A 23,977-nucleotide genomic window follows, 5' to 3' on the forward strand; every position below is an offset into this window, starting at 1 on the left:
ATGAGCGAGGCCGAACACCGCCGCTGGCTGGCTCAGGCGATCGACCTGGCGCTGGACAACGTCAAGGCGGGCGGTCGGCCGTTCGGGGCGGTGCTGGTCAAGGGCGGCTCGCTGGTCGCCAGCGGCGTCAACCGGATGCTGGCGACGAACGACCCCAGTTCACACGCCGAAATGGAAGCCCTGCGTCAGGCGGGACCGGCGCTGGGCGGCGTCGATCTATCGGGCGCGGTCCTCTACGCCAGCGGGCACCCGTGCCCCATGTGCCTGGCGGCGGCCGTGATGACGCGGGTCAGCGCTGTCTGGTACGCCTTCAGCAATGAAGACGCCGAGCCCTACGGTTTCTCAAGCGCGGCGACCTATCAGGCCTTGGGCGTGAGGCTGGACCCGCCGCCGTTGCCGCTGACGCAACTGGACGTGCCGGGACGGACGGCGGCGGAGCTTTACGCCGCCTAGCGGAAGGTTACGCGCACGCCGGGCTTGACCTTGGAGGCCAGTTGTTCGGCGTCCCAGTTGGTCAGGCGCACGCAGCCGCTGGAGAAGGTCTTGCCGACCTTGGACGGGTCGGGCGTGCCGTGGATGCCGTAGGTGTCGCGCGACAGGTCGATCCAGACTGAGCCGACCGGATTGTTCGGCCCCGGCGGCACGATGACCTTGCGGTCGCCCCGGTCATAGCTGACCCGGTCCGGATCGTAGGTGTAGTTCGGCTCGGGCGCGACGCCGACGACCGACAGCTCGCCCGAGGGCGCCGGGCGGGCCGAACTGCCGATGGTGGCCGGATAGAAGGCCAGGAGCTTGTCCGAGGCGTCATAGACCCGCACCGAGCGTTCGGCCTTGTCCACGACAATATGGGCCACCTCGGCCGCGAGGTCGGTCTGGGCGACGGCGGCCACGATGATGGTCTGACCCGCCTTGCCGAAGTCGACGCCGGGGTTGAGCGCCTGCAGCAGGCCTTCGGTCATGTGGAACTTCTCGGCCAGCATCTCCAGCGGCGTGGCGTAGCCGACCGTCTTCAGCTTGGCCATGTCCGCCAGACTGGCCGGAACCTGGCCGATGAAGGGGCCGCTGAGGTCGGCGGCGGTGATCGTGTAGTCGGTCAGGACGCGGCCGTCGTCGCCTGAGGTCAAGCGGCGGAAGACCTCGGCGTCCAGCACCCCGTCCTGCGGCAGGCCGGCGGCTTTTTCGAAGGCGGCGATGGCCTGACGCGTGTTGTCCCCGCCCAGGCCGTCGATGACGCCGGGCGAGAAGTTGGCGCGGTCCAGCAGGATCTGCGCGCGCGCCGTGGCCGCGTCCGGCCGCGCGGGCTGGCCCTCGACGGGAGCGGGGGCGGTTTCGAATACGGCGCTTTCGACGGCCTCACGCGTCAGAGCGGCGGGCGCGGTGGGCTGGGCGGCGGCCGGGGGCTGCTCCGGCCTGGACGTTTCGGCCGGAGAGCCGCAGGCCGTCAGGGCGGCCGCGATGAAGGGCAGGGCAGAGGCGGCGAGGCGCGATTTCGACATGAAAGCTCCGAAGGTTCCGGGGCTTGTCGAACGCGCTTACGCGGTCTGCTGTTCCTGGGTCTCTTCGGTGCGGGCGGCGAAGAAGGGCTTAAGGCGGCTGAGCGCGTCCTCGATCTCGGGCGTCGAGACGGCGAAGCTGAAGCGGATGAAGCGGTGGCCGTTGACCGGATCGAAGTCGACGCCCGGCGCCGTGGCCACGCCCGTCTCGCGCACCAGCTTCTCGCAGAAGGCCATGCTGTCGTTGGTCAGGTGGCCGATGTCCGCATAGATGTAGAAGGCGCCGTCCGGCGGGGCGATCGAGCGCAGGCCCATGGCGGGTAGCGCCTTCAGCATCAGCTCGCGATTGGCGCGATAGACGTCGATGTTGGCTTCCAGCTCGTCTTCGCAGTCCATGGCGGCCAGACCTGCGAACTGGCTGAGCGTCGGCGGCGTCAGGAACATGTTGCCCATGCGCGCGCGGGCCTGCTGGACCTCTTCTTCCGGCAGGATCAGCCAGCCGAGGCGCCAGCCCGCCATGCTCCAGTATTTGGAGAAGCTGTTGACGATCATGGCCTTGTCGTCGAACTGCAGCATGCAAGGCGTGTCGTGGCCGTAGGTGATGCCGTGATAGATCTCGTCGGAGATGATGCTGATGTTGCGCTCGCGGCAGGCCTCGACGATGGCCTTCAGCTCGTCCTCGGCGATGACGGTGCCGGTCGGGTTGGCCGGGCTGGCGACGATGACGCCCTGGGGCGCCGGGTCCAGGTCGCGCAGGGCCTGAGCCGTCAGCTGGAAGCGCACGTCGGCGCCGCAGTCGATCTCCTGCGGGACGATGTGCAGGGCCTTCATCGTGTTGCGATAGGCGACGTAGCCGGGGCGGGCGATGGCGACGCGGTCGCCGGGGGCGAAGCGCATGTTCAGCGCCACCACCAGAGCGGGCGAGGCGCCGGCCGTCATGATGACGCGCTCGGGATCTATGACGACGCCGTAGCGGTCCTTGTACAGCTTGGCCACGCGGGCGCGCAGCAGGGGGCTTTCCCAATAGCCGCCAGCCTCGGCGTCGATCACGCGGTGCGCCTCGGCCAGGGCGGGCGCAGGGGCCCCGGTCGAGGGCTGGCCGAACTCCATATGGATGACCGACTGGCCTTGCGCCTTCATCTCATGGGCGATGCGGCTGATGGCGATGGCGCGGAAGGGTTCGATTTCTACTGTCATGTCAGAGCGTCGGCCAATCTGAGGAAGCCCGCCACGTCGATGGTTTCGGCGCGGGCGTCGGGTTCGATTCCAGCGGCTTCGCACAGGGCGGCGCCGCCGAGTTGTTTCAGGCTGGAGCGCAGCATCTTGCGACGCTGGCCGAAGGCGGCCGCCGTAACCCGTTCCAGCCGCTTCAGGCGGTCGGGGGCGGGGCGCTCGGCCAAGGGTACCAGATGCACCACGGCCGAGGCCACCTTGGGCGGCGGGGTGAAGGCGGCGGCGGGCAGGTGCATGACGATGCGCGCCTCGGCCACGGCCTGACTGATGACGGCCAGACGGCCATAGGCGTCCTCGCCCGGCTGGGCCACCACGCGCTCGGCGACCTCCTTCTGGAACATCAGGGTGAGGGCGCAAGGGCTCCACGGCCCCGTCAGCCATTTGATCAGCAGCGGAGTGCCGACGTTGTAAGGCAGGTTGGAGACCAGATGCGCCGGTCCCTCGGCCAGGTCGGCTTCCTTCACCTTCAGGGCGTCGGCTTCGACGATGGTCAGGCGGCCCGAGCCGTCGTCCAGTTCGGACAGCAGGGGGATGAAGCGGGGATCCTTCTCGACCAGCACCACCTTGCCCGCATCGCTTTCCAGCAGGGCGCGGGTCAGGCCGCCGGGGCCAGGGCCGACCTCGATGACGGCGCGGCCGTCGAACGGCCCGGCGTAGCGGACGATCTTCCGCGTGACGTTCAGGTCCAGCAGGAAGTGCTGGCCGAAGCTCTTCTTGGCCGACAGGCCGTGGGCGTCGAGCGTTTCACGCAGGGAGGGCAGATGATCGGTCACGAAGCCTGTTAGCGCGCCGCGCGGGCGGACGCCATCTCCGAAGCCAGGCGGACGGCGGCGATGAAGCTGTCGGCGCGAGCCACGCCCTTGCCGGCGATGTCGAAGCCGGTGCCGTGATCGGGCGAGGTGCGGACGATGGGCAGGCCGAGGGTGGCGTTGACCCCGCCCCAGAAGTCCAGCGTCTTCACCGGGATCAGCGCCTGATCGTGATAGAGGCAAACCACGGCGTCGTAGCGCGCCCGCGCCTCTTCGTGGAACAGGGTGTCGGCGGGCAGGGGATCGGTGATGTTCAGCCCCTCGGCCCGCAGAGCCTCGGCGGCGGGACGCAGCACCGTCACCTCCTGCAGGCCGATGGCGCCGCCTTCGCCTGCGTGCGGATTGAGGGCGGCCATCGCCAGACGCGGGGAGGCGATGCCGAAGTCGCGCTTCATCGATTCGTGGACTACGCGGGCGACGCGGGCGACGCGTTCGCCTGTCACCAGTTCAGGCAACTGGTCGATCGGCACATGGATGGTGACGAGGCAGGCGCGCAGATCTTTCGCCGTCAGCATCATTACAGGGCCGCGCGTGCCGCTGAAGGGGATGTCGGCGGTCAGTTCGGCGATGAACTCGGTGTGGCCGGGAAAGCGGAAGCCGGAGGCGTACATGGGCGCCTTGGCGATGGGCGCCGTCACCAGACCGCAGCCTTCGCCCGACAGCACCAGATCGACGCCGCGCTCGATCCAGTCGGCCACGGCGACGGCGTTGGCGGGGTCGGGCTGGCCGGGGGTGACGGGCGCGGGCGCCGGATGGTGCAGAACAGGGATGGCGCGGCCGAAGACGGAAGCTGCGTCTGACGGGCTGAGCACGGCCTCGACCGGCTGGCCCTGCGCTTTCATCGTCTCCGCGTCGCCGACCACGACGAAGGGCGTGATCGGAGCCAGCGGGCCGGGCGGCGACGACAGCACCGACCAGGCGCGGGCGATGATCTCCGGCCCGACCCCGGCGGGGTCGCCCATCGTGACGATGAGCGGCCGGAGCATCGTCATTGCTTGATTTCGATCAGGGCGTCTTCGCGCAGATCGCGCAGGTAGCGGCGGCCCAGCATGGCGTAGTTCTGGTTCTGCAGGCGGCTTTCGACCTGTTGCGCCGAGGGAGCCTCGGGGCCGCCCAGGCGACGGTCGCAGACGGCCAGCAGATGGACGCCCAGCGGGGTGCGCACTGCGGTGCTGATGGAGCCGACCTCGGCCGAGCGGGCGACCTGCTGGAACTGTGGCAGCAGATCCGCGACGTCGCTTTCGCCCAGATCAGCGCCCAGCAGGCCGGTTTCGGAGCGGGCGCGGGTCAGGATGTTGTCGCACGTCAGTTGGCCGCGCAGGGCGTCCAGACGCTGGGTGGCGGCGGCGACCTGGGCCTCGTCGGCGGTCTCGGGCAGTTCGATCATGACCTGCTTCATCTTGACCATGCTGGTCGAGACGCCCGAGCGCTTGTCGCGCATGTAAAGGATGTAGACCCCGCCATCGACGGGAATGGGGTTCGACAGCTGGCCGACCTCAAGGGTGTCCATGACCGATTCCAGGGCGGGCTGGGTCGTGCCCTGGACGATCCAGCCGGCGTCGCCGCCGCGCGCAGCCGAAGGGGCGGCCGAGAACTGGCGCGCCACGGCCATGAAGGGAGCGCCCTGGATCATCTGCTGCACCAGCTGGCGGGCGCCGCTCATGGCTTCCTGCATCCCGCCGACACGAGCCGCTTCAAGGTAGATTTCGCCGACCAGATACTGGGGCTTGGTGGCCGATTCTGTCAGTTGGCGCATGGCCTGATCGACCTGGCTCTTGCTGACGCGGGCGCGGTCGCGGAAGCGGCCGCCGACCAGTTCGCGCCAGCCCACCTCGGTGCGGATCTGTTCGCGGAAGGCGGGAAGGGCGATGCCGCCCTGCTGCAGGAAGGTGAGGAAGGATTCAGGACTGGCGCCCGCCTGGCGCGCCATGTCGGCGATTTCGCGATCGACCTCGTCGTCAGTGATCCTCAACTGGTCGAACTTGGCGATTTCCTGCGCCTGAAGGTGCTGTTCGATAAGGTCGTTCAGCGCCTGCTGCTGGATCGCGGCGATGTTTTCTTCGGTCGGCTGCAACTGGGACATGGCCATGACGACCAGCATACGCTGGCGCAGGTCGAAGCCCGTGATGATGCGGTCGTTGACCGTGGCGATGATGCCGTCGGCCATGCGGAACTGGGGCGCGGCGGTCGCGCGCTGTGGCGCTTCTTCCGCCGCGGGATTCAGAGCGCCGGCTGCGGGCGCCGTCTGAGCAGGCGCTGTCTGAGCAGGCGCCGTCTGGGCCCACGAAGGCTCCACGGCCGTCACGACCATAAGGGCGGCCAGGGCGGCTCCCATAGAGTAACGCTTCAAACGCATCGTCAGTCCTGATTCCCTAAAGCGGTCCCGACCCGGTGAGCGATGCTGTCCGCACCGCCGCGCAAGGGGATACACCCCCGTAAGCCGCAATCCACGCCATGCCTACCGCATATTGCCGCGATCATAGCCTGAACCTCCAAAAGTGGCGAGGTTAAGACGGATATAGACGCCCTCGGCCGGGCCGGTGGGGCGCACGCGGGTGTTGTCGCGACGCCAGCCCAGCTCGATGCGGAAACAGTCGTCGTCAAACAACAGGCCGACCTCCGAGCGGGTGATGATGTCGCGTTCCAGATCGGCGATGCCGGTCACCGCCACGCCCCAGTTGCCATAGACGAACTGGTGACCCGACAACTGGACGAATTCGTAGTTGCGGTTTTCGGGTCCGTCCAGCGGATTGGAGCGGTCGACAATGTAGCTGACGCTGGCCAGGTTACGGCGCCCCCAGCGACCGTCGACCGTCGCTTCGGCGCGGCGAATCTCGCCATTGCCGTCGACGGTGGCGTGGAACCAGCCGCGCATCCGGTCTGACGGATTGAAAGTCCCCTGAACGACCCAGTCCGAGGTCCGGCTGGCCAGTCCCGACGGGTCGTAGAGGCGGCTCGGATCATCCGGGATCGGCGTCAGATATTCGTCCTGGTCGTCGGCGCGCATGCTGCGGCCGATGAACAGGCTGGCCGAACGCACCTCGTCCCAGCGCAGGGTGGCGCGGGCGCCTGCCGTGAAGCGCAGGCCGCCCTCCAGCAGGTCGTAGCCGGGGAAGCGGTCCATGCGGAATAGGGACAGGTGGTCCAGCTCGGTGATCTGGCTGTCTTCGTTCGGGATGCGCGGGTCCAGGTCGGCCTTGTTGGAAATCGACAGCTGGGCCATCGGCTCAAGGATCAGGTCGGACGAGGCGCTGATGGGACGGTACAGCGGATAGCTGACGTCGATGCCAGCGCTGGTGCGGGCGCGCGTGTAGGTCCCGTTCTCGACGCCGAGGGCGGGCGGCAGGTCATCGACTGAATAGACGTCGGCGCGCAGGTCCACGAAAGGCTCCCACCGCACGCCGAAGGGCGAGGTCAGCACCCGGCGCCACTCGGCCTGGCCGGTGATGCGGCGGCTGTCGACGCCGGGCAGGCCGTCGGTCGGCCCGCCGGGAATCAGTTCGGGCGCCAGGGTCGGGAAGCCGACATAGGCGTCGCGCGTCAGCGCCACGGCCGAGCCGCGCAGGCGCAGGCGACCGCCCAGCACGGGGCCTTCAGGCTCCCAGCGCGCCTCGATCAGCGGTGCGACCAGCGGCAGGGTGTTGTCGTCTTCAAAGACGTTCAGGGCCGGGGTGATCGGGTTGAACTCGGCCACCCGCAGGCTCTGCAGGGTGAAGGCCGCGACCGACAGATAGGACCGCTCGGTCTGGCGCTCGGCGTAGATCTGGCTGATCAGGCGGCGGCTGTCGCCGTAGTAGAGGCCGTTGTCCTGATAGGCGTCGCGGATGTCATAGCGGTCGAACAGGGTCTTGTCCGAGACACGTTCGGCCGTGAAGCCCCAGCGCCACGGGCCGTCGGGATCGAACTTGCCGTGGGCCAGCAGATAGCTGCGGGTCGTCTTGTCGCCGAAACGGACGTTGCTTTCCGCCTGGCCGTCGCCGTCCAGATCAAAGTCGCCGAAGCTGCGGCCGTAGGTGGCGCCGCCGCGCGCGACGATCATCCCGTCGGTGAATCGCTTGCGCCACTGCAGGTTCAGCAGCGGGGCGACCTTTGTGTTGAACTGGGGGCTGACCAGCACGTCTTCAGAGGGCGAGATGACATGCAGATAGGGAATCTCCAGCGAGACCCCGCGTCCCGCCTGATAATCCCCCCACGGCACCAGGAAGCCTGACGCCCGGTCCACGGTCGGGTCGGGATGAGAGAAGGCGGGCAGGTAGAAGATCGGAACCCCGCCCAGCCGGAACACCACGTCGCGATACAGAATCGCGCGCAACTCTTCGTTCTGGACGGCCTTGGAGGCCTGGATGGAGACGCTGGGCGTCTTGGCCGCGCCGTCCACGGTGCAGATCGGGCAGGGGGTGAAGATGACGTTGTTCAGCTCGCTGACAGTCTCGGAGCGACGAACGGCGGTGGCGGCCATCAGGCTGGAGCCGTTGGACAGCCGAGTGGCCAGGTCGACGGCGACGCCCGCCTTGAGGTCGGAATCCAGTTCGATCCGCTGGGCGTGGACGACCGAACCGTCCGGCGCCGTCAGTTCGGCGTCGCCTGAAGCCGTGGCGACCTGGTTCTGGAGGTCATAGGTGAGGTCCTGAGCGCGCAGGCTGTGGTCCTGAAAGCGCGCCATGACCCGATCCTCGGCCGAGCCGTGGGCCGAGATGACGTCGCCCTGACGCTGAGCGGAATCGGCGTCCACGAAAACGGCGTCGGGCGTCAGGCCGTCGGCGCCGGGCGCGGCCTCGGTCGTGGTTTGGGGCGCGGGCTGCGCGGGAGCCTGAACCGGGACGGGCGCCGTCTGGGCCTGTGCGGCCGAGGCGAAGGCCAGGGATGAGAGGGGCGCGCCTATGACCAACGCCGCGCCGGTCAACAGCCGAAGGCGCAGGGCTCCCATACGGGGGAGGCGGCGATGGGTCATGCGGTGTCCACTCATTACCGGCCGGGCGGAAACCGCCCGATTAGCCGTCTTCGGTATAGATCAGCAAGGTAAAGGCGGCGAGAGCCGTCAATATGGGCGGCAGCCAGGCGGCGATGACCGGGGGCACCACTTCGGCCGAGCCCATGGCCGAGGAGAACTGGTTCAGGAAGAAGAAGGCGAAGCCCAGCACCACGGCCGCCACCGTCATCCGCGCCAGATCGCCCAGACGCATCAGCCGCAGCGAGAAGGCCGCCGCAAGGATCGACATGGCGCCGAAGACCAGCGGCGTGGCTAGCAACTGCTGCAACCGCAGGCGATAGGCGGTGGAGGCGAAGCCGGCGTCCTCGATGCGGCGAATCTGATTGGGAAGGGACCAGAAGGGCGTGGACTGCGGCCGGGCGAAGCGCTGGAACGCTTCCTTGTCGGCCAGGTTGGAGGGCAGGTCGAGGGTAGCGTAGCGGACCGCCCGCTGGCCCGTCTGCGCGCCCGAGGCGTCGGTCAGGCGCCAGCGCCCGGCGTTCAGGGTGGCCGTGGCCGCATCAACCCGTTCGGTGAAGACGCGATGGCCGCCCGAGGTCGTGGTGTAGATGAAGAAGGTCGCGTCCAGCAGGCGGCCGGTGGCCTGTTCCTGCCGTCCGCCGCGAATGATCATCTGGCGGTTCTCGTCGCCTTCCCGCAGCCAGACGGATTCGCGTGAATCGCCTCCGGGCGTCGAGCCGGAGATGCGGCCGCGCTCACGCTGCCAGACGCCGTCGCCCGCTGCGGCCATAGGGCCCAGAACGGTGACGGTCAGCGCGCCCAGCAGCACGGCGGCGCCCGCCGCGGGCAGGACGAAGCGCCAGGCCGACACGCCCGCCGCCCGCATGGCGATCAGTTCGCTGCGCCGGTTCAGGCTGACGAAGGCGCCCAGGGTGCCGAACAGGAAGACGAAGGGCAGGAGCTGGAGGATGACCGAGGGCGATTTCATCAGCACCAGGCCGAAGATCCGCGCGCTGGACAGCTCGCCCGAGGAGTTCAGCCCGCGCGACACCTCGACAAAATCGATCAACATGACCAAGGCGGCGATGACGGCCAAGGCCACGCCCAGCGACTTCATCTGCTGGATCAGCACATAGCGTTCGATGCGGCCGAGACGAAGCTTCATGCGGTCCTCGCCTTCACGCGGGCCAGCGGCGACAAGGCGCGGCGACGGCGCGGTTTGAGCGCGCGGAACAGGATGCGCAGGGCCAGGGCCGTGGCGGCCAACGGCACGACGTATTGCAGGATGTTCAGGGCGCCGTTCCAGGCGCTGGCCGCGACCAGGCCGTAGCCGATGACGCGCAGGATCAGGAAGGCGCCCGCCGCCTTGGCGATGCGGCCGGTGTAGCCTGTCCGGCTGAAGGCGCCGCCCAGAATGGCCCCCAGCGCAAAGGCCATCGCCGCCAGGGCGTAGAAGGGCGAGGCCAGGCGCGAATGGCCCTCGGCCGCCAGCTCGCCGCGCGTTCCGGCGGTCTCAAGCAGGGCGGGCGTCGGGTCGAACAGGTCAGTCAGCCACAGATCCGACGGCTTGAAGCGGATGCGCTCGCTTGTCTGGGCGTAAGGCGACAGATCGAACACCTGCTGGTCGAACGACAGCTGGTTCAGCACCTCGCGCGAGGAATAACGCTGCATCGACCCGTTCTGCATGGTCAGCACCGGCAGGCCGTCGACGCGGCCGAAGCGGGCGGTTTCGGCGTCCCAGGTGGTGACCGTCTTGCCGTTGTCCAGGTAGACGAAGAGGTTCTTCATCAGACCGTTCTGCTCGATCTGCTGGACATAGACGGTCAGGCCGTCGGGCCCCTGTACGAACTGGCCTTCTTCGACCAGCAGGGCGGCCAGGTCGGTGCGGATGGCGAAGGCCTGACGACGGCCCTCGCGCTGCGCCCAGGGCTGGACGAAGACGTTCACCAGCAGGGCGATGACGGTGACGATCAGGGCGATCTGCAGGGCGGGTCGGATCAGGGCCCAGCGGCTGACCCCGGCGGCGTAGGCGGCGGTCAGCTCCTGCTCGCGCTGCAACCGCGTCAGGGCGATCAGGGCGCCGACGAACAGGCCGATGGGCAGGATGACGGCGATCAACTGCGGCAGGGCCAGAAGGGTCAGCTTGACCATGACCCAGACGCTTTGTCCGCGCTCGACGATGACTTCCAGCTGATCCAGGCTCTGGCTCAGCAGGCCGATGCCGGCCAGCGCCGCGACCGCCGCCACGACGGGCAGGCCGATCTGGCGGAAAAGATACCTCTGGATCAGGGTCATAAGGCCGGAAAGGTCGTATAATCGGCTGCGAACGTGTTGCAGCCCAGGGCGATGCGAGCCATGTAATACACATCCGGCCGCCCCGACGAAACCGTCGCCGCGACCATGGCAAATTCAAGCGTGATCGGGACAGGTTTTTCCGGTCTGGAGTCAGTTTCATGAAAATCGAATTCGTCGCTTCGACCGGCGTCGCAGAAATTCTCGCCGTGCTGGTGAATGAAGGACGAGCCCTCGCAGGCGCCGGCGCGGCGCTGGATCAGGCGTCCTCGGGCGCCTTGACCAAGGCGATGAAGAACAGCCGCTTCAACGGCGCGTCCAACAGCAGCCTGAACGTTGCGGCCCCGGCCGGGATCGACGCGAACGCCGTCCTGCTGGTCGGCGCGGGCGCGCAGGACAAGCAGGACGATCTGGCGGTCGAAACCGCCGCCGCCGCCGCCTATCAGGCGACCAAGCTGTCGGGCGCCGAAGTCCTGACCATCGACGTGTCGCACCTGTCGCCCGAACTGGCCGCCCGCGCCGGTTTCGCCGTTCGCCTGGCCGCCTATCGCTTCGCCAAATACCTGACCAAGCAGAAGGCCGATAAGATTCCGTCGGTGACGACGGTGCGTATCGTGACGTCTGACGTCGCCGCCGCCGAGGCCGCCTTCGGCCCGCTGTCGGCTGTGGCCGACGCCGTGCTGTTCTCGCGCGATCTGGTCTCTGAGCCCGCCAACATCCTGTACCCGGCCGAGTTCGCGCGCCGCGTGAAGGAGCTGGAAGCTCTGGGCGCCAAGGTCGAAATCCTGGGCGAGGCCGAGATGGAGAAGCTGGGCATGGGCTCGCTGCTCGGCGTCGGCCAGGGATCGGTGCGTGAAAGCCAGCTGGCCGTCATTCAGTGGAACGGCGGCAAGGACGGCGAGGCCCCCATCGCCTTCGTCGGCAAGGGCGTCTGCTTCGACACCGGCGGCATCAGCCTGAAGCCAGCCGACGGCATGGAAGAGATGAAGTGGGACATGGGCGGCGCCGCCGCCGTGGCCGGCCTGATGCACGCCCTGGCGGGCCGCAAGGCTAAGGTGAACGTCGTCGGCGTTCTGGGTCTGGTCGAGAACATGCCGGACGGAAACGCCCAGCGTCCGGGCGACGTGGTCACCTCCATGTCGGGCCAGACCATCGAAGTGCTGAACACCGACGCCGAGGGCCGCCTCGTTCTGGCCGACGCCCTCTGGTACACGCAGGATCGCTTCAAGCCGAAGTTCATGATCGACCTGGCCACCCTGACCGGCGCCATCATCATCTCGCTGGGCCTGGAATATGCGGGCGTCTTCACCAACAGCGACGAACTGGCCGCCAACATCGCCGACGCTGGTCCGAAGGTGGGCGAGAAGTCCTGGCGCATGCCGATCCCGGCCGAATACGACCGCCACATCGACAGCCCGATCGCCGATGTGAAGAACATGGGCAACGGCCGCGCCGGCGGCTCGATCACCGCCGCCCTGTTCCTGCAGCGCTTCACCAACGGCGTGCCGTGGGCGCACATCGACATCGCCTCGACCGCCTGGGTGAAGGACTCCAAGAACCCGACCGTGCCGGACGGCGCCGTCGGCTATGGGGTGCGTCTGCTCGACCGTATGGTCGCCGACCACTACGAAGGCTGACCCCTGTTCAGGAAGGTAGGGCCGGGTGTCTGACGCCAAGCCGGAAATCTGGTTCTACCATCTGGAGCGGTCGACGCTGGACCAGGTGCTGCCGACCCTGCTGGAGCGCACGCTTCAGCGGGGCTGGCGCGCCCTGATCCGGGGCGCGACCTCGCATCGGCTCGACGACATCGACGAGCTGTTATGGACCTATCGCGACGACAGCTTCCTGCCTCACGGACGAGCCGACGGCGATCACGCCGCGCGTCAGCCTGTGCTTCTGTCCGAATCGGGCGAGAATCTGAACGGCGCTCAGGCGCTGTTCATCGTCGATGATTCAGAGCTTGGGGCCACGCAGGAGTTCGCACGTTGCTTCATCATCTTCGACGGTCGGGACGAGCAGGCGCTGAACCATGCGCGCGGGCGCTGGCGGACGCTGAAGGCGGACGGCGCCGACCTGGCCTACTGGAAACAATCGGACGAGGGGCGCTGGGAAAAGGCGGCCTGATCGCCGTTGCAGGCGCATTGGCTGTCGCGGCTTGCGCCTCGCCGCCGCCGAACACCACGAACACGGCGCGGACCCCGTCCTATCCGAACTATCCGGCCACAACGCCTGTCGCGCCCGTGTCGCCGACCGAGCGCCCCTATCTGTCTGAGCCGGGCGTGCGCAACGCTTCGGGCGCCGCCATGTGCAAGGCGGATGAGTTTCAGTGGCTGATCGGGAAACCTCGCACTGAGATCCCCGTTCCGGTGGATGTGGTCAACCGTCGGGTCGCCTGTACGACCTGCCCGATCACCGAGGATTATTCGCCCTATCGGCTCAACATCTTCTACAACCAGCGCACGGGCCTGATCGAACAGGTCCGCTGCGGATGATCATGAGGGACGACGTTATGAAGTCATTTCTGACGCTGACCGCCGCGGCAGGATTCCTGGCTCTGGCGGCCTGTGCGCCGACGCAGGGGGGCGGGGCGACGACCGCGCCGGGCGGCGAGGCGACACCGGTGGCCTGCAAGGCCAGCGACTATCAGGAGTATGTCGGCCGCAATCGCTCGACCATTCCGGCCGATGCGCCACGCGGGCGTATTTTCCGCGTCCTGTGCAGCAGTTGCGCGGCGACGATGGACTATCGCGAGAACCGCGTGACCTTCACCTATGACGAGAAGACGGAAATCGTGACCCGCGTCAGCTGCGGCTGAGGTCCTTAGAATATTCCCTCATCTCGGCGTCTGCCGGGGTGAGCGGGAACAGGGCGGCGGGACTTAGCGCTCCAGGCCGTAGAGGGCGTCGGCGACGTCCTCTACCTTCTGGCGCACCACGGTTTCGGCATCGCGCAGGCCGCGGTTGTAGAACAGGCGGCCGATGTCCCGGCCGATGAACTCGACCAGCATCTCGGCGGGCAGGCGGCCGACCTCGACCTCCAGCTCGTCGCGCAGATAGGTTTGCAGGCGGGCGGCCGCCTCCTGCATTTCGTCCTTGGTCAACAGGGGCGGCGGGGCCTTGCTCATCACGACACCTCGGCCAGGGCTTCCTCGGCGGCGATCCAGTCAGCTTCGGCCTGATCCAGATCGGTCTGGGCCTTGGCGCGGGCGCGGGTCAGGCCTTCCAGCTTCTTCGGATCACTGACGGCGGCGTTGGCCAAATCGTCGTCCAGACGGGCCAGATCGGCGGTCAGCTGGGCCATCCGGTCCTCGGCCTTCTTCACCGCATGGCGAAGGGTTGAAGGCGAGGGGCCCTTCTTCTTTTCGGCCTTGGGCGCGGCGGCGGGGACCGGAGCCTCGGCTGCGACCTCCTCATGCTTGACCTGGCTGGGCTTCATGCCCGCCTGTTTGGCGCGGTCGAGGACGAACTTCTGATAGTCGTCCATGTCGCCGTCGAACGGCTTCACCGAGCCGTCGGCGGCCAGCCACAGGCGGTCGGCCGCCAGCTCCATCAGCGAGCGGTCGTGGGTGATCAGGATGACCGCGCCGGTATATTCGTTCAGCGCGTCCAGCAGGGCTCGGCGACTGTCGATGTCCAGGTGGTTGGTCGGTTCGTCGAGGATCAGGATGTGCGGCGCATCCATCGCCACCAGGTTCAGCAGCAGGCGCGCGCGCTCGCCGCCGGACAGGGCGCCGACGGTGGTTTCCTGCTTCTCGAACGGCAGGCCGAACTGGGCCAGACGGCTGCGGCGGCTGCTTTCCGAGGCGTCCGGCATGGCGCGGCGGATGATCTCCAGCGGCGTGTCGGTCGGGTCCATCGCCTCGATCTGGTGCTGGTGGAACCAGCCCACGCGCATCTTGCCGTCGCGGTGGAACTCGCCCGTCTCGATGGTCAGGGCCTTGGCGATCAGCTTGGCGAAGGTCGACTTGCCGGCCCCGTTGACGCCCAGCAGGCCGATGCGGTCGTCCAGGTCCATCCGCAGGTTCAGGTTCTTCAGGATCGGCTTGCCCGGCTCATAGCCGACATTGGCCTTTTCCAGCCGGATCAGCGGCGGGGGCAGGGGGCGTTCGGGCGAGGGCAGGGTGAAGGGGGCGACGCGCTCTTCGGGCGGCAGTTCGATGCGCTGCATCTTCTCCAGCCGCTTGACGCGCGACTGGGCCTGGGTGGCCTTGGACGCCTTGGCCTTAAAGCGGTCGATGAACTTCTGCAGGTGGGCGCGTTCGGCGTCCTGCTTGGACTTGTTGGCCTCCATCAGGCGCAGCTTTTCGGCCCGCGTCTTTTCGAAGGTGTCGTAGTTGCCGGTGTAGAGGTCCAGCTTGCGGTTCGACAGTTGCAGGATGTGGGTGCAGACGCCGTTCAGCAGTTCGCGGTCGTGGCTGATGATCAGGGCCGTGTGCGGATAACGCTTCAGCCGCTGCTCCAGCCACAGGGCGCCTTCCAGATCGAGGTAGTTGGTCGGTTCGTCCAGCAGCAGCATGTCCGGCTCGGCGAACAGGGCGGCGGCCAGGGCCACGCGCATCCGCCAGCCGCCCGAGAACTCGGCCATCGGGCGAAGCATGTCGTCCTGGCTGAAGCCCAGGCCGACCAGGATTTCCGAGGCGCGGGCGGGGGCGCTGTCGGCGTCGATCTCGATCAGGCGGCCCCAGATCTCGCCCATCTCTTCCGGTTCGGCGGTTTCCAGCCGGGTCAGCAGGTCGTGACGCTCGATGTCGGCTTCCAGAATGGTGTCCAGCACGCTGACGGGCGTTGCGGGGTGTTCCTGATCGACTGAGCCGATGCGGGCGGTCTTGGGCAGGGAGATTTCGTCGCCGTTGGCGGCCAGCTCGCCCAGGATCAGCTTGAACAGGGTCGATTTGCCGATGCCGTTGCGGCCGACGAGCCCGACCTTGGAGCCCGGGGGGAGGCTGACGGAGGCGTCGTCCAGGAACTCGCGGCCCCAGGCGTTGTAGGTCAGGTTTTTGATCTGCAGCATGGGAACCGGAAAGAAAAAGGCTTACGCGCGGGGATATTGGAAAGATGTGCGGCGCTCGCTATAAGCCGCCGACCCTCAAACTCCCAAACAAGAAGTCACTCCCATGACCGAACGCACGTTCTCGATCATCAAGCCCGACGCCACCCGCCGCAACCTGACGGGCGCCATCAACGCCGTGATCGAAGGCGCCGGCCTGCGCATCGTCGGCCAGCGCCGCGTCAAGCTGACCGAAGCCCAGGCCAAGAAGTTCTACGAAGTGCACGCCGAGCGTCCCTTCTACGGCGAACTGGTGTCGCAGATGATCGCCGAGCCGGTCGTCGTCCAGGTGCTGGAAGGCGACAACGCCGTCGCCAAGTATCGCGAAGTCATGGGCGCCACCAACCCGAACGACGCCGCCGAAGGCACCATCCGCAAGCTGTTCGCCCTGTCGATCGGCGAGAACTCGGTCCACGGTTCGGACTCGCTGGACAACGCCAAGATCGAGATCGAGCAGTTCTTCACGGACGCCGACATCGTCGGCTAAGGGGCTTTTCTGAGGGGCCGCGATCGTCGACCCTTCGGGAAGCTTTTTGTAAGCCGCGGTCAAAAGGCTCCGCCTTTTCGACCCGACGCGGCTTGTGACAATTCGGCCTGCTCCCGGAACCGGGGGCGGGCCGTTTCGTTTTTACGGTCACGCCGTCCCTCTCGAAGAAGAACAAGGATGACCGCCATGAAGACGATGCTGAAGCTTGCCCCGGTGCTGGGCCTGACGGCCCTGCTGGCCGCGTGCGGCACCACCACGGAACAACGCGCCGCCACGGGCGCCCTGGGCGGCGCGGTCGCCGGTCAGGCGATCGGCGGCAATACCGGCGCGACGGTCGCCGGCGCGGCCATCGGCGCCATCGGCGGCGCCGCCACCACGCCGAAAAAGCCGCACGAGTAAGGCTTTCGCCGCGCGATAAGAATAAGGGCGTCGGCCGCGAAGCCGACGCCCTTTCCTTTTGTCCGTCGCCGGACGCGCCGCTTACCAGATGCGGGCGCGCTTCTCAGGGGCGATGTATTCCGCCTGATCCGGGGTGACGTCGAAGGCGGCGTACCAGGCGTCGATGTTGCGTGGCGGGGTGGCGGCGCGCGCCATGCCGGGCGAGTGCGGGTCGGTGGTCAGCTGCTCTTTCAGAGCCTCGTCACGCGACTTCTCGCGCCACACCTGGGCCCAGCCCAGGAAGACGCGCTGTTCGCCGGTCAGGCCGTCGATCACCGGGGCCGGTTGACCGTTCAGGCTGCGCTTATAGGCGTCCAGCGCCATCAGCAGCCCGCCCAGATCGGCGATGTTTTCGCCCATCGTCAGGTCGCCGTTGATGTGCATCCCCGGCACCGGCTCTTCGGCGGCGTAGATGGCGCCGAGCGTCTTGGCGCGCTCTTCGAAGCGGGCGGCGTCCTCGGGCGTCCACCAGTCGCGCAGCACGCCGTTGGCGTCGGTCTTGCGGCCCTGGTCATCGAAGCCGTGGGTGATCTCGTGACCGATCACTGCGCCGATGCCGCCGTAGTTGACCGCCGGATCGGCGTTCGGGTCGAAGAAGGGCGCCTGCAGAATCGCGGCGGGGAAGACGATCTCGTTGCGCGGCGGGTTGTAGTAGGCGTTCACCGTCTGGGGCGTCATGCCCCACTCCAGCGGATCGACCGGCTGGCCGATCTTGCCGCGGTTCCAGGCCCAGTCGAAGGCGGCGGCGCGCTCGACGTTGCCGTAGAGGTCATCGGCCTTCAGCTCCAGACCATCATAGTCGCGCCACTTCTCGGGGTAGCCGATCTTCACGCCGAACTTGGACATCTTCAGCAGGGCCTGCTCGCGCGTGGCCTCGCTCATCCAGTCCAGGGCCTTCAGGCGCTCGGTCATGGCGGCGCTGAGGTTGGCGACCAGCGTCTCCATCTGCGTCTTGGACGAAGCCGGGAAGTGCAGGCGGACATATTCCTGGCCCAGCACCTCGCCCAGCTGGCCGTCGACCAGAACCACGCCGCGATTCCAGCGCGGACGGTTTTCGGGTTGGCCGCGCAGGGTCTTGCCGCGGAACTCGAAGCGCGAGTCGACGAAGGCGTCGGACAGATAGGGGCTGGCCTGATCGACGGTCTGGAAGGCCTGCCAGGCTTTCAGCGTCTCGATCGGGGCATCAGCGAACACCTGGGCGATGCCGGGGATGGCGGTGTTCTCCATCAGCACCAGGGTCGGGACGTTCTCGACCTTGGAGGCCTGCAGGAAGGCGGCCCAGTCGAAGCCCGGTGCGAAGGTCGCCAGTTGCGCGGCCGGGGTCGGGTTGTAGATCTTGTCGATCTGACGACGCTCGACCGTGGTCCAGTGCTTCTCGGCCACCTTGGTCTCGAAGGCCAGGATGTCGGCGGCGGCCTGTGCCGGATGGTCCCAACCGGCGGCGGTCAGGGCGCGCGTGATATAGGCGACATAGGCTTCGCGCTGCGAGGCGAAGTCGGGCTTCAGATAATAGTCGCGGTCCGGCAGGCCTAGCCCGCCCTGACCCAGATAGGCCGAGTTGATGTTCGGATCCTGCAGGTCCTCAAACACCGCCAGGCCGAACAGGGAGCCGCCGAATCCTTCATGGCTGGCGCCCATCAGGCGGGCCATGTCGCTATGGTTCGTCACGGCGCGGATGGCGGCCAGGTCGGCGGCCAGGGGCTGGGCGTCCAGCTGGTTGACGCGGGCCTCGTCCATGAAGCTGGCGTACAGGGCGCCGACTTTCTGGGCGTTGGCGTTGGTCGGATTGGCGGCGCTGGCCTCGATGATGGCGCGCAACTGGGCCTGCGAATTTTCATACAGGACGTCGAACGGACCGAAGCGGGCCTTGTCGGACGGAATCTCAGTGTTCTTCAGATAGACGCCGTTGGCGTAGGCGTTGAAGTCGTCGCCCGGCTTCACCGTCAGGTCGCGGCCATCCAGGTCGAAGCCCCAGGGCTTGATCTCGGGCGCGGTGGAGGCCGCCGCCGAGGCGTGGGCGTGTTGGGCCAAATTCGATTGAGCAAGGGTCGGTTGAGCCGTGAAGGCGAGGGCGAGGGCCATGGCGGCGGCGCCCATCAGGCGGGTTTTCATCATCGGGTCTTTCCCAGTGGTGCAGACGTGCGCGATTGCGCCGTCAGGGCGGCGCATTCATGCTTGACGGCAAACTGCGCCCGCCTGCGACCGGCTGTCGCATTAAAAATCGTTAAGGTTTCGGAGCGTTCAGAAAATTCATCAGAATTCGGGGGTAAAGCTGATGTTCCGCCGCCTTGACGCGCTCGGAGAGAATTTCAGCCGTGTCGCCGGGCAGAATGGGCACGCGCGCCTGGCCCAGGACGGGGCCCTCATCGACGCCTTCGGTGACGATATGAACGGTGCAGCCCGCCTCATGGTCCCCCGCTTCTATGGCGCGGGCGTGGGTGTTCAGGCCGGGATAGAGCGGCAGCAGCGACGGGTGGATGTTCAGCATCCGGCCCGCCCACCCGCGCACCAGCCACGGCGTCAACAGGCGCATGTAACCGGCCAGGGCCACGGCCTCGACGCCATGTTCGCGCAGGAGGGCGTCCACGGCGCGTTCGTGCGCCTCTCTATCCTTGCCGAAGGAGGCGTGTTCGACAGCGACGGCCTCGACCCCCAGCGCACGCGCCTTGTCCAGACCGGCGGCGTTTGCGATGTTGGAGACCACCAGCACGACTTCATATGACGCATCCGGCGCCTGTCCTGCCTCGATCAGGCTGACCATGTTCGAGCCGGTCCCGGAGATCAGGACGGCGACACGGGTTTTGGCGACGGACATGGGCGGCTCACGCGTGGAAGATGGCGTGACTGCCATGCGGCCCCGGAGGCGACTTAGCAAGAGGGACGGCAGGGTCGAGGGGAAGGGCGCAGCGCCGCCGAACCATTGTCGTTGAACTGACGCAAACTCCGTTGCTTCTTCGGAAACGGCGGCGTTAGCGTCCATGCGCCGGGGAGTCCGGAATCCAAGGGGGAGTATCCTATATGCGTCGTCTGTTGACCGCCGCCTGCGCCGCGGCCCTGTTGGCCGCGCCGGCCGTTTCCATGGCTCAGGAAGCCGCGTCCAGCGGCGGCTCGGGGCCGGTCCGCTCGGCCTCTGATCGCCTGCGCAACGTCACCGCCGAACAGATCGAAAAGAACTGGGCGCGCGCCACCGCCGATGAATCGGAAGTGACCACCAGCCACTCGATCAACGCCCACGGCCGCACCCTGCGCTACAAGGCGACGGCGGGCACGCTGACGGTGCGTAACGATGCAGGCATGCCGACGGCCAGCCTGTTCTATGTGGCCTATACGCTGGACGGCCAGCCGGTCGGCCGTCGTCCGATCACCTATATGTTCAACGGCGGGCCGGGTTCGCCGACGGTGTGGCTGCACATGGGCGCCTTCGGCCCGATGCGGGTCCAGACCGATGAGCCGGTGGTGGAGCGCCCTGCGCCGTTCAACCTGGCGCCCAACGACATGACCCTGCTGGACAAGACCGACCTGGTCTTCATCGACATGGTCGGCGCCGGTTATTCGCGTCCGCTGGGCGAGACGCCGGGTTCGGCCTTCTGGGGCGTGGATCAGGATGCGGATACCTTCGCCCGCGCCATCATGCGCTACACGACCAAATTCGACCGCTGGTCCAGCCCGAAATACGTTCTGGGCGAAAGCTACGGCACCCTGCGCGCCGGCGCCCTGGTGCACCAGCTGGAAGATCGCGGCATGTCGCTGAACGGCGTGGTCCTGCTGTCGTCGATCATGAACTACGGCGTGCGCCAGCCGGGCTATCCGCAGAACTTCGTCACCCTGCTGCCGACCTACGCGGCGACGGCCTGGTATCACAACAAGATCCCGAACAAGCCCAGTCTGGAAGAACACGTCCAGCGCGCCCGCGAATTCGCCATCGGCCCCTATGCGGCGGCCCTGTCGAAGGGACACCTGATCTCGGACGCCGAACGCGCCCAGATCGCCCAGCAGATGAGCGCCCTGATCGGCATCTCGCCGACGGTGCTGGATCAGGCCAACCTGCGTCTTGAGCTCAGCCCCTTCCGCAAGGAATTGCTGCGCGACCGTCGCCAGACCATCGGCCGTCTGGACATGCGCTATACCGGCATCGACGCCAACGCCGTCGGCGCCTCGCCCGAAGAAGACCCGTCGAGCAGCGCCATCACCGGCGCCTATTTCGGCATCTTCCGCGACTATATCGCCACGACGCTGAACTATCGGACCGATGTGGATTACCGCCAGTCGGCGCGCGGCCTGCCGGGCTTCAACTGGGACTGGAACCACCGTCCGCCGGTCGGCGGCCCGCAGACCACGCCGAACACGGCCGTCGACCTGGCCACCGCCATCCGCCGCAATCCGCACATGAAGGTGCTGGCGCTGAACGGCTATTACGACGCCGCCACGCCGTTCTTCAGCACGGAGTATGATCTGGCTCAGATGATGCTGGAGCCGCACCTGCGCCGGAACCTGGAGTTCACCTACTATGAAGGCGGCCACATGATGTACACGGCTCGCCCGGCGCTGGAGCAACTGCACGTCGACCTGTCGAAATTCTACGACGAGACGGTCAACGGCGGCCTGCGCTGATCCCGGCGACAGCCTGAAATGAAGAAGGCCCCGGTCAGTGCGACCGGGGCCTTTTTTTTGCGACTACGCTCTCTTCCGCTCACCCCGGCGGAGGCTGGGGCCCAATGAGAACCGCAAGCGCGGCGTCCTGAGCCAAAGCACTGGATCCCGGCGTCCGCCGGGATGAGGGGGGATGAAGGGGATCAGACCACAAAAAAGCCCCCGGCCGCGTTGGCCGGGGGCTTTTGTCTTGTCGGAATGGGGTGGCTTTACGCCGCCTGAAGCTGCCCGCAGACAAACGCCGTCTCGCCTGCGTTTAGCAGGGCGGCCAGCACCGGCTCGACGTTCTCGGGCGCGACGATCAGGATGAAGCCGACGCCGCAGTTGAAGGTGCGGCGCATCTCGTGGTCCGAAATGCCGCCCGTCTCGGCCAGCCATTGGAAGACGTCGGGCATGGGCCAGGCGTCCCAGTCGAAGCTGGCTTCAAGACCCTCAGCGATGCAGCGCGGCGGGTTTTCGATCAAACCGCCGCCCGTGATGTGGGCCGCGCCCTTGATCAGGTCGGCCTTCATCAGCGGCAGGACCGGCTTCACATAGATGTGGGTCGGCTCCATCAGCGCCTGGGCCAGCGACTGGTCCTTGGCGAAGGGAGCGTCGTCGCCCCAGGCCAGGCCGGACTTCTCGACCACCTTGCGGATCAGGGAATAGCCGTTCGAGTGCGGACCCGAGGAGGCCAGGCCGATGATGACGTCGCCCGGCTTCTGTTGGTCCAGATAGGGCAGGACCTTGCCGCGCTCGACGGCGCCGACCGAGAAACCGGCCAGATCATAGTCGCCGCCCGAATACATGCCCGGCATTTCGGCCGTCTCGCCGCCGACCAGGGCGCTGCCCGACTGGCGGCAGCCCTCGGCGATGCCCGCGACGACGCGGCGCGCGGCGTCCACGTCCAGCTTGCCCGTGGCGTAGTAGTCCAGGAACATCAGCGGCTCAGCGCCCTGCGCCAGCAGGTCGTTGACGCACATGGCGACCAGATCGACGCCCACGCCGTCGTGACGGCTGGTCTCGATGGCGATCTTCAGCTTGGTGCCCACGCCGTCGGTGGTGGTGACGATCAGCGGATCTTCAAAACCGGCGGCCTTCAGGTCGAACAGGGCGCCGAATCCGCCCAGCGAGGCCTCGGCGCCGGGGCGGCGCGTGGACTTCGCCAACGGCTTGATGGCGTCGACCAGCTGTTCTCCGGCGTCGATATCGACGCCCGCATCGGCGTAGGTCAGGCCGTTCTTTAGGGCCTCGGGGGTGTCGCTCATCGGTCACGGCTCGAAATCGGGGGCGAAAATTTGTCGCGGCGCTCTTGCCACGACGGCGTCGCGCGGGGCTATAGCATCGGAATGACGCCAATCACCACCAATGACGCGCTGATCGCCTTTTGCGAGCGTTTGGCCAAGGCCCCGTTCATCACCGTTGATACGGAATTCATGCGGGAAACCACCTACTGGCCCAAGCTGTGCCTGATTCAGGCTGCGGCTTCGCCTACGGACGCCGCCATCATCGATCCGATGGCGGAAGGGCTGGATCTGGAGCCCTTCCTCGACATCCTGCGGGACGAATCGATTCTGAAGGTCTTCCACGCCGCCCGGCAGGACGTTGAGATTTTCAACAAGCTGGGCGCCATGCCGCGGCCGCTGTTCGACACCCAGGTCGCCGCCATGGCCGCCGGCTTCGGCGATCAGGTCAGCTATGAGGCCCTGGTCCGCCAGATGCTGCGTCAGGAGCTGGACAAGGGCAGCCGCTTCACCGACTGGGCCCGCCGTCCGCTGTCGGACGCGCAACTGACCTATGCGCTGGGCGACGTGACGCACCTGTCGGCGCTGTATCCCAAACTGCGCGACCGGCTGCAGAAGGAAGGCCGTCTGGACTGGGTCATGTCGGAAATGGGCGCGGTCACGGACCCGGTGCTGTACGACACCTCGCCCGAGAACGCCTGGAAGCGGCTGAAGCCCAAGAAGTTCAACGCCAAGTATCTGGCCGGTTTCGTCGCCACGGCCGTCTGGCGCGAGCGCGCGGCGCAGGAGCGCGACCAGCCGCGCGGCCGCATCCTGAAGGATGAGGCCATCGACGAGATCGCCGTCCAGACGCCGACCGATCCGGACGCCTTCAACCGCCTGCGTTCGGTGCCCAAGGGCTTCGGCGGCTCGCGTCTGGGGCTGGAGCTGGCGGCCGAACTGAAGCGCGTCCTGGCCGACCCGGAAGCCCATGCGCCCAAGCTGGAGCGCCCGGCCAACAACCAGCCCGCGCCGCCCTCGGTGGTTGAACTGCTGAAGGTGCTGCTGAAGGCCAAGAGCGACAATGCGGGCGTGGCCGCCAAGCTGATCGCCACGGTCTCGGACCTCGAAAAGATCGCCCTGAACGACAATGCGGACATCGAGGCCATGAAGGGCTGGCGCCGCGAACTGTTCGGAGAAGACGCGCTGAAGCTGAAGAAAGGCGAGATCGCCCTGGTGCTGAACGGCGCCCGCGTCGAAGTGGTCGAGATCGAGGGCTGATCCACCCTCTCCCGGCGGGAGAGGGCTTGAGCGCACGAGAGCGAAGTGATCGTTCTTGCGCGAAAGGGTGAGGGGCTTGTCCCGTCAGTCGGCGTAAGCCGTCGCGCTACGGTCTT

Annotated in this window: 22 protein-coding genes; 9 read left to right on the top strand and 13 right to left on the bottom strand. The window is 67.2% G+C overall.

What is annotated here, in order from left to right; all coding sequences use genetic code 11:
* Entirely contained in the window at window positions 1-453 is a 453-nt protein-coding gene (locus D1604_RS00830) for a nucleoside deaminase (protein ID WP_119411802.1), read from the top strand.
* Here D1604_RS00830 and D1604_RS00835 read toward each other — a convergent pair.
* From D1604_RS00835 to D1604_RS00870, 8 genes are all read right to left on the bottom strand, one after another.
* Entirely contained in the window at window positions 450-1,496 is a 1,047-nt protein-coding gene (locus tag D1604_RS00835) for a L,D-transpeptidase family protein (RefSeq protein ID WP_119411803.1), read from the bottom strand. The genes D1604_RS00830 and D1604_RS00835 overlap by 4 nt on opposite strands.
* Window positions 1,497-1,532: 36 nt before the next feature.
* Window positions 1,533-2,690 carry a pyridoxal phosphate-dependent aminotransferase gene (locus tag D1604_RS00840; RefSeq protein ID WP_119411804.1) on the bottom strand — a complete coding sequence of 386 codons (1,158 nt, stop codon included), beginning with the start codon at window positions 2,688-2,690 and terminating at the stop codon, window positions 1,533-1,535.
* A complete protein-coding gene (gene rsmA, locus D1604_RS00845; protein ID WP_119411805.1) occupies window positions 2,687-3,499 on the bottom strand; it encodes a 16S rRNA (adenine(1518)-N(6)/adenine(1519)-N(6))-dimethyltransferase RsmA in 813 nt (270 codons plus the stop codon). The genes D1604_RS00840 and rsmA overlap by 4 nt, the downstream gene beginning before the upstream one ends.
* Before the next feature lie 8 nt (window positions 3,500-3,507).
* A complete protein-coding gene (gene pdxA / locus D1604_RS00850; protein WP_119411806.1) occupies window positions 3,508-4,527 on the bottom strand; it encodes a 4-hydroxythreonine-4-phosphate dehydrogenase PdxA in 1,020 nt (339 codons plus the stop codon).
* Window positions 4,524-5,891, bottom strand: coding sequence for a peptidylprolyl isomerase (locus tag D1604_RS00855; RefSeq protein ID WP_199683605.1), 1,368 nt, complete (start codon window positions 5,889-5,891; stop codon window positions 4,524-4,526). Before D1604_RS00855 ends, pdxA begins: the two co-directional genes overlap by 4 nt.
* A gap of 102 nt (window positions 5,892-5,993) precedes the next feature.
* The gene (locus tag D1604_RS00860) at window positions 5,994-8,486 is read right to left on the bottom strand and encodes an LPS-assembly protein LptD (RefSeq protein WP_233551786.1); all 2,493 of its coding nucleotides are present in this window, start codon (window positions 8,484-8,486) and stop codon (window positions 5,994-5,996) included.
* Window positions 8,487-8,526: 40 nt separating this feature from the next.
* On the bottom strand, window positions 8,527-9,630 hold the full coding sequence (gene lptG / locus D1604_RS00865; RefSeq protein WP_119411808.1) for an LPS export ABC transporter permease LptG: 1,104 nt from the start codon (window positions 9,628-9,630) through the stop codon (window positions 8,527-8,529).
* Window positions 9,627-10,760: an LptF/LptG family permease gene (locus D1604_RS00870; RefSeq protein WP_119411809.1), complete on the bottom strand. Its 1,134-nt coding sequence runs from the start codon at window positions 10,758-10,760 to the stop codon at window positions 9,627-9,629. The genes lptG and D1604_RS00870 overlap by 4 nt, the downstream gene beginning before the upstream one ends.
* A gap of 158 nt (window positions 10,761-10,918) precedes the next feature.
* On the opposite strand from D1604_RS00870, the gene D1604_RS00875 reads away from it, so the two are divergent.
* From D1604_RS00875 to D1604_RS00890, 4 genes are read left to right on the top strand one after another with little or no spacing between them, the layout of a single operon-like run.
* Window positions 10,919-12,394, top strand: coding sequence for a leucyl aminopeptidase (locus D1604_RS00875; RefSeq protein ID WP_119411810.1), 1,476 nt, complete (start codon window positions 10,919-10,921; stop codon window positions 12,392-12,394).
* Between the two features lie 25 nt (window positions 12,395-12,419).
* The gene (locus D1604_RS00880; protein ID WP_119411811.1) at window positions 12,420-12,881 is read left to right on the top strand and encodes a DNA polymerase III subunit chi; all 462 of its coding nucleotides are present in this window, start codon (window positions 12,420-12,422) and stop codon (window positions 12,879-12,881) included.
* A 17-nt stretch (window positions 12,882-12,898) separates the two neighbouring features.
* Window positions 12,899-13,249 (top strand): hypothetical protein, encoded by a 351-nt coding sequence (locus D1604_RS15850; protein WP_233551787.1) that lies wholly within the window; start codon window positions 12,899-12,901, stop codon window positions 13,247-13,249.
* 17 nt (window positions 13,250-13,266) lie between these two features.
* Window positions 13,267-13,572, top strand: a complete 306-nt coding sequence (locus tag D1604_RS00890; protein WP_233551789.1) for a hemolysin — start codon at window positions 13,267-13,269, stop codon at window positions 13,570-13,572.
* 63 nt (window positions 13,573-13,635) lie between these two features.
* Here D1604_RS00890 and D1604_RS00895 read toward each other — a convergent pair whose 3' ends face one another.
* Together D1604_RS00895 and D1604_RS00900 are read right to left on the bottom strand one after the other, a co-directional pair.
* Window positions 13,636-13,881: a DUF2164 family protein gene (locus D1604_RS00895; protein WP_024353014.1), complete on the bottom strand. Its 246-nt coding sequence runs from the start codon at window positions 13,879-13,881 to the stop codon at window positions 13,636-13,638.
* On the bottom strand, window positions 13,881-15,767 hold the full coding sequence (locus tag D1604_RS00900; RefSeq protein WP_119411813.1) for an ABC-F family ATP-binding cassette domain-containing protein: 1,887 nt from the start codon (window positions 15,765-15,767) through the stop codon (window positions 13,881-13,883). Before D1604_RS00900 ends, D1604_RS00895 begins: the two co-directional genes overlap by 1 nt.
* A gap of 103 nt (window positions 15,768-15,870) precedes the next feature.
* On the opposite strand from D1604_RS00900, the gene ndk reads away from it, so the two are divergent.
* Together ndk and D1604_RS00910 are read left to right on the top strand one after the other, a co-directional pair.
* A complete protein-coding gene (ndk, locus tag D1604_RS00905) occupies window positions 15,871-16,290 on the top strand; it encodes a nucleoside-diphosphate kinase (protein ID WP_024353012.1) in 420 nt (139 codons plus the stop codon).
* Window positions 16,291-16,476: 186 nt separating this feature from the next.
* Window positions 16,477-16,689 carry a hypothetical protein gene (locus D1604_RS00910; protein ID WP_024353011.1) on the top strand — a complete coding sequence of 71 codons (213 nt, stop codon included), beginning with the start codon at window positions 16,477-16,479 and terminating at the stop codon, window positions 16,687-16,689.
* Between the two features lie 81 nt (window positions 16,690-16,770).
* Here D1604_RS00910 and D1604_RS00915 read toward each other — a convergent pair whose 3' ends face one another.
* Both D1604_RS00915 and purN read right to left on the bottom strand, forming a co-directional pair.
* Window positions 16,771-18,843 carry a M13 family metallopeptidase gene (locus D1604_RS00915; protein ID WP_119411814.1) on the bottom strand — a complete coding sequence of 691 codons (2,073 nt, stop codon included), beginning with the start codon at window positions 18,841-18,843 and terminating at the stop codon, window positions 16,771-16,773.
* Between the two features lie 109 nt (window positions 18,844-18,952).
* Window positions 18,953-19,543 (bottom strand): phosphoribosylglycinamide formyltransferase, encoded by a 591-nt coding sequence (gene purN / locus D1604_RS00920; RefSeq protein WP_119411815.1) that lies wholly within the window; start codon window positions 19,541-19,543, stop codon window positions 18,953-18,955.
* A gap of 203 nt (window positions 19,544-19,746) precedes the next feature.
* Between purN and D1604_RS00925 the strand changes: the two genes are divergently transcribed.
* On the top strand, window positions 19,747-21,339 hold the full coding sequence (locus D1604_RS00925) for a S10 family peptidase (protein WP_024353008.1): 1,593 nt from the start codon (window positions 19,747-19,749) through the stop codon (window positions 21,337-21,339).
* 248 nt (window positions 21,340-21,587) lie between these two features.
* Here D1604_RS00925 and purM read toward each other — a convergent pair whose 3' ends face one another.
* A complete protein-coding gene (gene purM / locus D1604_RS00930) occupies window positions 21,588-22,625 on the bottom strand; it encodes a phosphoribosylformylglycinamidine cyclo-ligase (protein WP_119411816.1) in 1,038 nt (345 codons plus the stop codon).
* An 81-nt stretch (window positions 22,626-22,706) separates the two neighbouring features.
* On the opposite strand from purM, the gene rnd reads away from it, so the two are divergent.
* Window positions 22,707-23,861: a ribonuclease D gene (gene rnd, locus D1604_RS00935; protein ID WP_119411817.1), complete on the top strand. Its 1,155-nt coding sequence runs from the start codon at window positions 22,707-22,709 to the stop codon at window positions 23,859-23,861.
* The last annotated feature ends 116 nt before the right edge of the window (window positions 23,862-23,977 follow it).

Source organism: Brevundimonas sp. LPMIX5, from assembly GCF_003576505.1.
GTDB lineage: Bacteria > Pseudomonadota > Alphaproteobacteria > Caulobacterales > Caulobacteraceae > Brevundimonas > Brevundimonas naejangsanensis.